Origin of the sequence: Mesorhizobium sp. M0998 (assembly GCF_040318885.1) — a bacterium.
In the GTDB taxonomy this organism is placed as follows: Bacteria; Pseudomonadota; Alphaproteobacteria; order Rhizobiales; family Rhizobiaceae; genus Mesorhizobium.
On sequence record NZ_JAMYND010000034.1, the window covers coordinates 48,819 to 60,286 of the forward strand.

Here is an 11,468-nt window from a genome sequence, read left to right on the forward strand (position 1 = left end):
GATGCCGCCTTGCGATGGATCAGGTGTTGCTGGCTTCTCCCGCGGTCGGGAAGCGGCGCGCAAATTCCTTTTCGTCGCCGGCGGCAAGCAGTTTCGCCTGCTCGATCCAGCGTTCACGTTCGATGCGGCCGTCGAAATTCAACGTCGCCTCGATCCGCTTGACATCGTCGGGTGTCCAGGCGGCGATCTGGGCATAGGTCGTGACCCCAAGCCCTTTGAGCAGCCGCTCGTTGGTGGGGCCGATGCCGATCAGGCGACGCAGGTCGTTGGCTTTGCCTGGGGCAATAGCTGTTGCCTTGCCGGTCGCGGCTTTCTTTGCCGCCGGCGCGGCCTTGCTTGCCGCCGGCGCAGCCTTGCTTGCCGTCGGCGCGGCGCTCGCTTTCGATGCAGGCGGTTTCGGCGTTGCCGTTTTCGCGGCACTTGCGCGTGGCGCGGTCGCGGCCTTCGCCGTTGCAGATTTCTTCGGCGCCGGTTTGGCTGGTGCGGATGTCGAAATCAGGGTTGACGGCGCCTGCATCGCCGCCTTGGTCGCACCGGCATTGGCGGCTGGCGCCTTGGCTGTTGCCGCCTTCGCGGTTGGCGCCTGGGTGGTTTTCGCCTCGCCCAGCCGGCGTTCGAGATCGGCGCGGGCGCGGCCGCATGCATCCAACTCACCGGTCAGACGGTCGCTATCGGCCCGCAATCTGTCGCGTTCGCTGCGCCTGCGGTCTAGATCGCCGCGCAAACTGTCGAGTTCGCCACGCAGGCGTCCCCAAATGAACCAGCCAACCAACACACCTACCAGGAACGCCAGGAGCATGTAGAAAAAAGTGCCCATTGTCTTTCTCTCTCCAGTCCGATCCGTCCGCCCTGGCCTGTAGAGCCATGACCTCGGCGAAGGACCATTCGATGGTGGTTCCGCAATTTGCAGAACAGCCGGCTTCGATCGAGCTGTCGGCGACCGGTTTGCCCCTGGCCAACAACCGTTGTCGCATCCGCCGACACGCCATGGCCGGTCGGGATTTTCCGACCGGATCCATTCGTGCCCGGCTGAGCTTGAGGGCGGACGCTATCATACAGCTTACGGGAATCTAACGGAAAACTTCCATGGAAAGTTATTTAAGAACAAATAACCAAGACAAGAATAGACCATCGCCAATATGCGTTGCTGCTAAACTGTTCTGGAAAACCCGGTCATCCGGTGTTGCGCATCGTCCAGTGTTGCGCATCACTTGTCCAGTGTTTCCAGCTCGTCGATCAGTCCGCTGATCACGCCAAGCCCGATCTGCCAGAAGGCAGGGTCGGCCGCGTCGAGGCCGAACGGCGCTAGAAGCTCGGAATGATGCTTGGTGCCGCCGGCGCGCAGCATGGCAAAATATTTCTCCTGAAAGCCGCGCTCGGCGTTCTGGTAGACCGCGTAGAGCGAGTTCACCAGGCAATCGCCGAATGCGTAGGCATAGACGTAGAAAGGCGAGTGGATGAAGTGCGGGATATAGGTCCAGAAAACCTCGTACCCTTCGCGCAGCTTGATCGCCGGCCCGAGGCTTTCCGCCTGCACTTCCAACCAGAACTGGCCGAGCTTGTCGGAGGTCAGTTCGCCGCTCCTGCGCTCGGCATGCACCTTGCGCTCGAACTCGTAGAAGGCGATCTGGCGCACGACCGTGTTGATCATGTCCTCGACCTTCTGGGCGAGCATGGCCTTGCGTTCGCGCTTGTCGGTGGTCTGCTCGAGCAGCGAGCGGAAGGTCAGCATTTCGCCAAACACCGATGCGGTTTCGGCCAGCGTCAGCGGCGTCGATGCCATCAGGGCGCCCTGGCCGCCGGCCAGCACCTGGTGCACGCCGTGGCCGAGCTCGTGCGCCAGCGTCATCACGTCGCGCGGCTTGCCCATGTAGTTGAGCAGCACATAGGGATGCGCCGAAGGCACGGTCGGATGGGCGAAGGCGCCAGGCGACTTGCCGGGTCTCACCGGTGCATCGATCCAGTTGCGGTCGAAGAAAGTTCTGGCGATCTCCGCCATGTCGGGCGAAAAGCGCTGGTAGGCGGAAAGCACGGTGTTCTTGGCCTCGTCCCAGCCGATGACCGCCTGTGGGGTCTCGGGCAATGGCGCATTGCGGTCCCAGTGGTTCATCACCTCCATGCCGAGCCAGCGCGCCTTCATCGCGTAATAGCGATGCGACAGGCGTGGATAGGCGTCGCGAACCGCGGCGGCGAGCGCATCCACCACGCTGCGTTCGACGCGATTGGCGAGATGGCGGGAATCGGCAATGTCCTCGAAGCCGCGCCAGCGGTCGGAGATCTCCTTGTCCTTGGCCAGCGTGTTGGTGACCAGCGTAAAGACGCGCAAATTCTTGCGGAAGGTCGTGGCCAGCGCCTCGGACGCCCGGCGGCGCACCTCGCTGTCTGCGTCCTGGAGGCGATTGAGCGCCGGCTCCAGCGTCAGCTCCTCGCCGTCGACGTCGAAGCGCAAATCGGTCATCGTCTCGTCGAACAGGCGGTTCCAGGCCCCGCGCCCGGTGATCGATTTTTCATGGAAGAGCTGCTCTATGCGGTCTTCGAGCTGATAGGGCTTATCCTTGCGCAGATCGAGCACCCAGGGCCGGTAATGGGCGAAGGCCGGATCGGCGGCGAGTGCGGTTTCGATCGCACCATCGTCGATGAGATTCAGCTCGAGCGCGAAAAACAGCAGGTGCGCGCTGGCATCGGTCATCTTTTCCTGGATGTCGCCATAGAGCTTGGCGCGCTGCGGATCCGACGTGTTGCCGGCATAGACAAGCCCGGCATAGGAGACGATGCGGCCGATCAGCTCCTCCAGCGCTTCATAGGCCTGAAGCGCCTCGCCAAGCCTGCCGGCGCCGCCACGCCCGGCCTCGGCGGCGAGCGTGCCTTTCCAACGGCTCTCGAAGGCGATGGCATCGGCGGCGGCCTTGGCGATGTCGCGCTTCAACTCGGGCGCCTGCATGCCCGAATAGAGATCGGCTAGATTCCATTCCGGCAGGTCGCCAAGCTCCGCCACGCCCTGACCGGGCGCCGCCGCCAGCTTTCGAGCAAAAACCATGCGCATTGCCGATCCTTCCAGACACAAAAATTCGAGGAAACGAGAAGCCGGTCAAATCCTAAGGAATTCATTCACCGGGTTTTTTGAAAGCTTATTTAGAACCCTGTGCCAAGATGATCCATAGGGCGCATTCTCGGGCGGGCACGGTCGGATCAGTCATGGCAGCTTCCATACTCATAGTCGATGACGATCCCGTGCAGCGCAGGCTGCTCGAGGCGGCGGTGACGAAATTCGGCCACACCGCGATCGTCGCCGATGGCGGCGAGGCCGGTCTCGATCTCGTCGACGGACCCAATGCGCGCGACGTGTCGGTGATCATCCTCGACCTGATGATGCCGGGCCTCGATGGCATCGGCGTGCTGAAGGCGATGCGCGAGCGTGGCATCCATATTCCCGTCATCGTGCAGACCGCGCAGGGCGGCATCGAAACCGTCGTTTCGGCAATGCGTCACGGCGCCTTCGACTTCGTCGTCAAGCCGGCCTCTCCCGACAGGCTGCAGGCGTCGATCGGCAACGCCCTCAAGGTCGAAGCGCTCGAAGGCGAAGTGAAGCGCTCGTCACGGCAGCGCGGCGGCCATCTGACGTTCAAGGACATGATCACCCACAGTCCGGCGATGGATCGGGTGATCCGGCTCGGCAGCAAGGCGGCGGCGTCCAACATTCCGATCCTGATCGAAGGTGAATCCGGCGTCGGCAAGGAACTGGTGGCGCGCGCCATCCAGGGCAGCGGCGACCGCCGCTCGAAACCCTTCGTCACCGTCAATTGCGGCGCCATCCCCGACAATCTGGTCGAATCGATCCTGTTCGGGCACGAGAAGGGCTCGTTCACCGGCGCCACCGAAAAACATACCGGCAAGTTCGTCGAAGCGCACACCGGCACGCTGTTCCTTGACGAGATCGGCGACCTGCCGCTCGACGTGCAGGTCAAGCTGTTGCGCGCCGTACAGGACGGCGAGGTCGATCCGGTTGGCGGCCGCTTGACCGTCAGGGTCGACATCAGGCTGATCTCGGCAACCCATCGCAACCTGCTGCAGCAGGTCAAGGACGGCAAGTTCCGCGAGGACCTGTTCTACCGGCTGAACGTCTATCCGATCTTCGTGCCGCCATTACGCGACCGTCGCGGCGACATCCCCTATCTGGTCGAGCACTTCATGGAGAAGGTGGCGCCCGCCGATCCGCGCCACCGCCTGCGGGGCATCTCGGCTGCGGCGCTTGCCATGCTGCAGGCCTATGACTGGCCGGGCAACATAAGGCAGCTCGAAAACGCCGTCTTCCGGGCCTCGGTGCTCGCCGACGGCGACATGCTGACCGAAGAAGAATTCCCGCAGATCCGGGCGCAAGTCGAGGGCACGGTCAATCTCGATTCGGGTATCGCCTTGCCAGCTCCAGGGTGGCCAGCTTCAGGGGGGCCAACTCCAGGGTGGCCAGCTTCCGGAGTGGGTTCGGGCAGCCAGCCGCGTGATAACGTCCCGGCCGCCGTCGGCGTCGCCGCGGCCGAGCCCGATGCACCGGCCAGGCCTCGTTTCGGCACGCTGCGGGCGCTCGACGAGCGCGGCAATGTGCGTGCGCTGGCCGACGTCGAACTCGAAATGATCAAGCTCGCCATCGATCACTATAACGGCCAGATGAGCGAAGTCGCCCGCCGCCTCGGCATCGGCCGGTCGACGCTCTACCGCAAGCTCAAGGAATACGGCATCGACCCGGAAACCGGCCGCGTCGAACGGCTCGCTTCCTGAGTCACAGGGCCAAGCCGGTTCTCATCCGGACATCATTCCACGCAACTGCGCCTCGAAATGATGTGTTCGCCACAGTGTTCACGTATTAAGGCGGACGGTAACAGATCGTGTTTCGAGCTGGCGCCAAAACATGATCTAAACCAGCGGTTTACCAAGATATCCTGCGCAATATTTTTGGCGGGATATCGCCACCGTGTTACCGCATTTCGGCTTCAATAAGCGATGATTAACCATTAGGATCGATATTCGGATGCACACACCACGCATCCGTTTGGTCAAATCCGGGGACAAAACGGCAGCCTGCAAGGCCTTTTGATTTGAACAGAATCGAACGACACGAAAACGGGCGGCATTATCACATGAGCGTCTGGCCGAGATGGCTGGCAGCGGTGATTGTTGCCGTCGGGTTCCTTGCAGCGGCGGCAACCGGCGCCAGCGCCGAGACACGTTCGCTGAAGCTCTATCATCTCCACACGCATGAAAAGGCGGAGATCGTCTACAAGCGCAACGGCCGCTACGACCAGGCGGGCTTGCGAAAGATCAACATCATCCTGCGCGACTGGCGTCGCAACGAGCCGACCAAGATGGATCCGCGCCTGCTGGACCTGGTCTGGGAGGCCTATCGGGAGAGCGGCGCCACCGACTACATACAGGTCGTCTGCGGCTATCGTTCGCCGGCCACGAATTCGATGCTGCGCAGCCGCAGCAGGGGCGTCGCCGAAAAAAGCCAGCACATGCTCGGCAGGGCGATGGATTTCTATATTCCCGGCGTGCCGCTGAAGAAGCTGCGCGACGTCGGCCTCAGGATGCAGGGCGGCGGCGTCGGCTACTACCCCAGCTCCGGCTCGCCCTTCGTGCATATGGATGTCGGCAATGTGCGCCACTGGCCCGGCATCAGCCGCCAGGAACTGGCGCGCGTGTTCCCCAACGGCAAGACGCTGCATGTGCCGAGCGACGGCAAGCCGCTGCCTGGTTATCAACAGGCGCTCGCCTCCTACAAGGCCCGCAAGGGCGCCGGCGCACCGGCCATCGAGCTCGCCAGCGCAAGCGGCGGCGGCAAAAAATCCCGCGGGTTCCTGGCAGCCTTGTTCGGCGGTGGCGACGACGAGGCGGACGACAGCGCCGACGTGGCGATGGCCGAGCCGGCGCCAAAGCCCCGTAACGTGAAGCCGGCGCCGTCCGCCAAGAGCAGCAACCTGCCTGGCATTGCCATCGTCGCGCCTCAGGATGCCAAGCGCGCCGAGATTCCGGAAGTCGCCGATGCTCCGGCGCCTGCGCCTGAACCGGAGGATGACACGCCGGAGACGATCATCGCGGCATTGCCGGCGCGCAGCATTCCGCTGCCGGATTTTGCTCCGCGCCCGAAGACGGACGTCGGCGCCCAGCCGCCTGAGAACGTTCCGTTCGGCGTGGCGGATGCGGCTGGATCGACTGAACAGGCGGTGGCGACCGCGCAAGCGCCGGCAAGCGTGGCGCCGGCAAATGTTCCGTTCGGCATAGCAGACCCGTCTGCTGCGGCCGGCCCGGTGCAGGTCGCGGCAAACAACGTTCCCGTGCCGAGCTGGCGGCCCGATCATTCGCTGCCGGCCGATCTTTCGCCTGCTAGTCTTGCGCCGCAGGACAAGCAAGTGTTGCTGGCGCTGGCGAGTGCGGCCGAGCGGAGCAACACCGCCACCGACGCATTCTCGGTGTTGCCGTCGGCGCGGCCCGACAGTTCCCAGCCCGACGAGGTCAAGGCCGTTCTGGAAAGGGTCAGCGCGACCGACGAATACAAGGTCGCGTCGCTTTCCGAGCAAGCATCGGTGTTCGAGGAACCGGCGAGCGACGACGGGGCATCGAGCGACGGGGCATCGCCGCGCGAGGCCATCGTTGCCCGCCCGGCCGGCTCCGATCCGGCCGCCGTCATCGGTGCAGGCGTGAAGACCACACGCAAGGAACCCAGGGCCACCGCTCGCGACCTGAAGCCCAGCCCCAAGCCGGTGGTGGTCGCCGCCGCGCCGCAGGCCGCCCGGTGGGCGCTGCACAGCGGTGAGTATGTCGCGACCGTTTCAGATGCGACAACGGCGCCGCGCTACGCCTACGACTTCGTCCGTACGGCACCGAGAGAGGTCTATACGATAGGCTTCCAGCCGGGCAACGAGATGGCCGACGCAAACCGGTTCACCGGCAAAGCCGTCAAGTTCATGTCGGTGGCCCGCTTCAAGACCGAGTAGGCCGCGCTGGGCAAATATCGTAAAGGCTGCGCTGGCACCCCCGCGCGGCCTCCACCGCCGGCACTGGCTTCCTTCATCCAGGGATGCTAACCAGCGGTCGGCATTCTCCCGCTTCGTCTAATGGTAGGACAGCGCCCTTTGAAGGCGTGAATCGTGGTTCGAGCCCATGAGCGGGAACCAGCCCGGCGAACCAGATCGGCGGCGGCTTTTGATGCAGAAGATGCTAGCGCCCGAGCTTGCTTGCCGCGCGCGCCAAGGCTTCGATCTCGTCCCATTTGCCGGCCTTGACCAGATCGTCCGGCGCCACCCAGGAACCGCCGACGCAGATGACGTTGGGCAGGCTGAGGTAGTCGGCGGCATTCTTGCCGGTGATACCGCCGGTCGGGCAGAATTTCACGTCGGCAAGCGGCGAGGCGAAAGCCTTGAGTGAAGCGATGCCGCCCGACTGTTCGGCCGGGAAGAATTTCAGAAAGCGCAGGCCGGCTTCGCGGGCGGCCATGACCTCTCCCGGCGTGATGGCGCCGGGCAGCAACGGCACGTCGCTGTCCTTGGCTGCCGCGAGAAGCTCGCGGGTGATGCCGGGGCTGACGATGAACTTCGAACCGGCGGCCGCCGCCTCGCCGAACTGGCGGGCGTCCAGGATGGTGCCGGCGCCGACGACGGCGTCTTCAACCTCGCCCGCCACCCGGCGGATCGCCTCCAGCGCGTCGGCGGTGCGCAGCGTGATCTCGATCGCCGGCAGGCCGCCGCGGGCCAGCGCCCGGGCCAGCGGCACCGCGTCGGCGGGATTGGCGATCTTCAGCACCGGTATGACCGGCTGGCCGTTGAGGAGCGACAGGAGCTTTTCGGTCGTGCTGGGCATTCGTCGTCTCTCCTCTGTTGATCAAGTCGACCGGTTAGCAGAAGGAGGTTTTTCTGTCCACGAAACGCGGCGTGTCGCGATGTCACGCGTGGTGTTCGAAACCTTCCGCGATCAGACCGCTCCCGGCTCTGCCTTGATCCGGCTGTCGTGAGCGTCTAGTGGCTTGGTGATGACACTTCCCAGCCAAGCCTTCCGCGTTGCCGCGCTTTACCGCTTCGCCCGGCTCGACACCTTCGAGGCGCTGCGCGCGCCGCTCGCCGCCTTCTGCTACGCACGCGGCATCAAAGGCACGCTGCTGTTGGCGCGTGAGGGCATCAACGCCACGGTCGCCGGCAGTGAAACGGCAATCGCGGCGCTCATCGATCATCTCGAATCCATCGACGGTCTCGCCGGCCTCGAGATCAAATACAGCAGCGCCGCAACGATGCCGTTCCACCGCATGAAGGTGCGGTTGAAGCGCGAGATCGTCACCATGGGCGTGGAGAATATCGATCCGGCGGCAGGTGCAGGCACCTATGTCGCGCCGGCCGACTGGAATGCACTGATCTCGGATACGGGCACCATCGTCATCGACACGCGCAATGCCTACGAGGTGTCGCTCGGCACCTTCAAGGGCGCTGTCGATCCCGCCACCAACAGCTTCCGCGAATTCCCGGCCTGGGTCGAGCAGCATCGGCGCGAGCTCGACGGGCGCAAGGTCGCCATGTTCTGCACCGGCGGCATACGCTGCGAGAAGGCGACGGCCTATGTGAAGTCGCTCGGTTTGGAGGATGTGTTCCACCTCAAAGGCGGCATTCTGAAATATCTCGAGGATGTGCCCGCCGAACAGAGCCTCTGGCAAGGCGAATGCTTCGTCTTCGACGAGCGCGTTTCGGTATCGCACGGGCTGGTCGAAGGCGAGGCCGAACTCTGCCGCGCCTGCCGGCATCCGCTGGCTGCAGAAGACCGGCTGTCGCCGGAATATGCCACCGGCGTTTCATGCCCGCATTGCTTCGATGCCCGCTCGGACGAAGATCGCGCCCGCTACTCCGAGCGCCAGCGCCAGGTCGAACTGGCGCAAGCGCGCGGCGATCGTCACATCGGAAGTTAGCTTCACGTTAAGCAACTTTACGTTAAGCAACAGAGAAACGATCGATGACCCACAGCCATGTCCCGTCGTTCTGCCGGCGCGCGACCTCGGTGGTGATGGTGCCGTCAGGAAGCCGGGTCGAGGTCAGCGCCAGGTCGCCATTGACGACAGCCGGGCGCTGATCTCCGGACTGAAATTTTCGGCCGGTTGCGGTGATCTCCGCGAACAGCCCCCGGATGGCTTCGCGGCCGAACGTCAGCTGTCCGCCACCGCTGTCGATGACGGCATGCTGCTCGAAAAGCGCGGCCATGCCGTCAATGTCTCCGACCCATTGCCGTGAAATCAACAGGCGCTCCAGTTCCTGGGGGTCGCGTGCCGGCTGGCGGTCTGTCTCATCGGTCATGCCAGGCTCCTCTCAAGCGACATGCCGCGACATTACCGAAGTCGAAGCTGGTTTCGACACGTCCGATGTCCACAGCGTCGCGCGTTTTTTGACGCGGAAGGAGGCTGCAGCACTGTAATTTCCGCGTGAAATCCAAGCAGATGTCGGTGCGAGGTCATGCGTGGCAGCGGGCAAAAGGACGCGCCGCGTCATTGTAATGTCAAACTGCGGGACCTAGGTCTTCGACGTGCAAACCTGCCCGCGCACCTTCGGCCGGGCCAATTCTGGAGGCATTGATGTTCGATCCCAAGAAGCTCCTCGACGATCTGCTCGGCTCGCAAGTTCCCGGCACCGGATCGACTGTCCGCGACAAGGCGGGGCAGGCGGTGCAGATGGCCAAGGACAATCCGCTTGCCGCCGGCGCGCTGGCCGCGGTGCTGCTCGGAACCGGCCCAGGCCGCCAGGTCACCGGTGCGGCGGTGAAGCTTGGTGGGTTGGCTGCGATCGGCGGCCTCGCCTACAAGGCCTACCAGAACTACAAGAACGGCAACGCGCCGGCCGAGACGCAAGCTGCAGGCGAACCGGAATTGCTGCCGCCGCCGGCCGATACCGCCTTCCATCCGTCGCAAGCGCCGCAGGGCGAAGACGAATTCACGCTGACGCTGGTCAGGGCGATGATCTCGGCGGCGAAGGCCGACGGTCACGTCGATGACGAAGAGCGGCAGAAGATCGCCGGCAAGCTCAGCCTCGCCGGCGTCGGCGCCGAAGCGGAGAAATTCCTGATGTCGGAACTGGAGGCGCCGCTCGATCTGGATGTGCTGATCGCCGGGGCCAAGACCGATGCGCAAAAGCTGGAACTCTACACCGCCTCGCGTCTTGCCATCGATCCGGACACGCGGGCCGAACGCGGCTATCTCGACCTGCTTGCCGGCCGTCTCGGCCTGCCGGATGCGCTGGTCGACCATGTCGAGGCGACGGTGACGGCGGCGAAGGTGCCGGCAGCGGGCAGCACGGCCAAGCCGGTCGCAGGCTCGCGCTGGTAGCTCGAAGAGGAAGCCTCGGAGCTCGGCGCCGTTGGCGTTAGCTTCTCGTTAATCCGGTGAGCGCATGATTTCAGTCAGTCGGATCGGTTTTCCTCCTCCCATGCCCGGTTCGGATCAGGGGCGGTCGCCAACGGCCGCCCTTTTTGTGAGCACAGGCTTTGGGCCGGCTTGCCATGGTTCCCGTCATTTGCGATGCCTCATCCCTTTCAGGGAGTACAGCCATGACCGACTATAAAACCGCCATCGTCACCGGCGCCGGCACGGGCATCGGCAAAAGCGTCGCCACGGCGCTGCTCAAGGCCGGCTGGAATACGGTCTTCTGCGGTCGCCGCAAGCCGGTGCTGGAGGATGCGATCGCCGCGGCCGGGCCGACGCAGGCCAAGGCATTGGCCTTCGCCTGCGACATCAGCAAGGCCGATCAGGTCGACGATCTGTTCGAGACGGTGGCTGCGGCTTTCGGGCGCGTCGACCTGCTCTTCAACAATGCCGGCACGAGCTACAAATCGACATTGATCGACGACATCCCGGTCGACGTGTGGAACGACATCGTCGGGGTCAATCTCACCGGCTCGTTCCTGTGTGCTCGCGCCGCGTTCGGCGCCATGCGCAGGCAGCAGCCGATGGGCGGCCGCATCATCAACAACGGCTCGGTATCGGCCTATGCGCCACGGCCGGGCTCGGTGCCCTATACGGCGACCAAGCACGCCATCACCGGGCTGACCAGGACGCTGGCGCTGGACGGCAGGCCCTTCGACATTGCTTGCGGCCAGATCGACATCGGCAACGCGCTGACCGACATGGCGCAGGCGATGACGGTCGGCGTGCCGCAAGCCAACGGCACCATTGCCGCCGAAGCGGTGATGGATGTCGAGCGCGTCGCCGATGCCGTCCTCCATATGGCCAGCCTGCCGCTCGACGCGAACGTGCTGTTCATGACCGTGATGGCGACGAAGATGCCGTTTGTCGGGCGAGGGTAGGCAACCGGTCCAGGTTGTATACATGTCGTTGTCCCAAAACCGCTGCGCACTTTGGGCGACATGCACTAGGGCTTGTTGAGATTCATTTGGAGTTGATGACGGCAGCAGCGAGATGAATGATGGCATTGAAGCTCTGGTCGGTTTTGTCG

The 11,468-nt window shown here is 64.1% G+C and carries 9 protein-coding genes and 1 tRNA gene; 6 read left to right on the plus strand and 4 right to left on the minus strand.

The window, feature by feature from the left end; translation table 11 throughout:
- Positions 1–19 precede the first annotated feature (19 nt).
- Together NKH59_RS25895 and NKH59_RS25900 are read right to left on the minus strand one after the other, a co-directional pair.
- Positions 20–817, minus strand: coding sequence for a helix-hairpin-helix domain-containing protein (locus NKH59_RS25895; protein WP_352539350.1), 798 nt, complete (start codon positions 815–817; stop codon positions 20–22).
- Positions 818–1,207: 390 nt separating this feature from the next.
- Positions 1,208–3,043: a M3 family oligoendopeptidase gene (locus NKH59_RS25900; protein WP_352539349.1), complete on the minus strand. Its 1,836-nt coding sequence runs from the start codon at positions 3,041–3,043 to the stop codon at positions 1,208–1,210.
- Between the two features lie 152 nt (positions 3,044–3,195).
- Here NKH59_RS25900 and NKH59_RS25905 point away from each other — a divergent pair, with 152 nt between their 5' ends.
- The 3 genes from NKH59_RS25905 to NKH59_RS25915 all read left to right on the plus strand — a co-directional run bounded on the left by NKH59_RS25905 (position 3,196) and on the right by NKH59_RS25915 (position 7,166).
- The gene (locus NKH59_RS25905) at positions 3,196–4,773 is read left to right on the plus strand and encodes a sigma-54-dependent transcriptional regulator (protein ID WP_352539348.1); all 1,578 of its coding nucleotides are present in this window, start codon (positions 3,196–3,198) and stop codon (positions 4,771–4,773) included.
- Between the two features lie 359 nt (positions 4,774–5,132).
- Positions 5,133–6,986: a peptidoglycan L,D-endopeptidase MepK gene (gene mepK, locus NKH59_RS25910; RefSeq protein WP_352539347.1), complete on the plus strand. Its 1,854-nt coding sequence runs from the start codon at positions 5,133–5,135 to the stop codon at positions 6,984–6,986.
- A 106-nt stretch (positions 6,987–7,092) separates the two neighbouring features.
- Positions 7,093–7,166 (plus strand) — tRNA-Gln (locus tag NKH59_RS25915).
- Between the two features lie 43 nt (positions 7,167–7,209).
- Here NKH59_RS25915 and NKH59_RS25920 read toward each other — a convergent pair.
- Complete coding sequence (locus tag NKH59_RS25920; protein WP_352469543.1) at positions 7,210–7,848, minus strand: 2-dehydro-3-deoxy-phosphogluconate aldolase; 639 nt, start codon at positions 7,846–7,848, stop codon at positions 7,210–7,212.
- Positions 7,849–8,017: 169 nt separating this feature from the next.
- Between NKH59_RS25920 and trhO the strand changes: the two genes are divergently transcribed.
- On the plus strand, positions 8,018–8,938 hold the full coding sequence (trhO, locus tag NKH59_RS25925; RefSeq protein WP_502908719.1) for an oxygen-dependent tRNA uridine(34) hydroxylase TrhO: 921 nt from the start codon (positions 8,018–8,020) through the stop codon (positions 8,936–8,938).
- A gap of 22 nt (positions 8,939–8,960) precedes the next feature.
- Here trhO and NKH59_RS25930 read toward each other — a convergent pair whose 3' ends face one another.
- A complete protein-coding gene (locus NKH59_RS25930; RefSeq protein ID WP_352539344.1) occupies positions 8,961–9,320 on the minus strand; it encodes a YybH family protein in 360 nt (119 codons plus the stop codon).
- Positions 9,321–9,595: 275 nt separating this feature from the next.
- Between NKH59_RS25930 and NKH59_RS25935 the strand changes: the two genes are divergently transcribed.
- Both NKH59_RS25935 and NKH59_RS25940 read left to right on the plus strand, forming a co-directional pair.
- A complete protein-coding gene (locus NKH59_RS25935; RefSeq protein WP_352488764.1) occupies positions 9,596–10,342 on the plus strand; it encodes a tellurite resistance TerB family protein in 747 nt (248 codons plus the stop codon).
- 221 nt (positions 10,343–10,563) lie between these two features.
- Positions 10,564–11,319 carry an SDR family oxidoreductase gene (locus NKH59_RS25940; RefSeq protein ID WP_352469547.1) on the plus strand — a complete coding sequence of 252 codons (756 nt, stop codon included), beginning with the start codon at positions 10,564–10,566 and terminating at the stop codon, positions 11,317–11,319.
- Positions 11,320–11,468: the final 149 nt, after the last annotated feature.

Coding starts and splice junctions, on each gene's coding strand:
- NKH59_RS25895 (WP_352539350.1), bottom strand. CDS start 817: ATGGGCACTTTTTTCTACATGCTCCTGGCGTTCCTGGTAGGTGTGTTG.
- NKH59_RS25900 (WP_352539349.1), bottom strand. CDS start 3,043: ATGCGCATGGTTTTTGCTCGAAAGCTGGCGGCGGCGCCCGGTCAGGGC.
- NKH59_RS25905 (WP_352539348.1), top strand. CDS start 3,196: ATGGCAGCTTCCATACTCATAGTCGATGACGATCCCGTGCAGCGCAGG.
- mepK (WP_352539347.1), top strand. CDS start 5,133: ATGAGCGTCTGGCCGAGATGGCTGGCAGCGGTGATTGTTGCCGTCGGG.
- NKH59_RS25920 (WP_352469543.1), bottom strand. CDS start 7,848: ATGCCCAGCACGACCGAAAAGCTCCTGTCGCTCCTCAACGGCCAGCCG.
- trhO (WP_502908719.1), top strand. CDS start 8,018: ATGACACTTCCCAGCCAAGCCTTCCGCGTTGCCGCGCTTTACCGCTTC.
- NKH59_RS25930 (WP_352539344.1), bottom strand. CDS start 9,320: ATGACCGATGAGACAGACCGCCAGCCGGCACGCGACCCCCAGGAACTG.
- NKH59_RS25935 (WP_352488764.1), top strand. CDS start 9,596: ATGTTCGATCCCAAGAAGCTCCTCGACGATCTGCTCGGCTCGCAAGTT.
- NKH59_RS25940 (WP_352469547.1), top strand. CDS start 10,564: ATGACCGACTATAAAACCGCCATCGTCACCGGCGCCGGCACGGGCATC.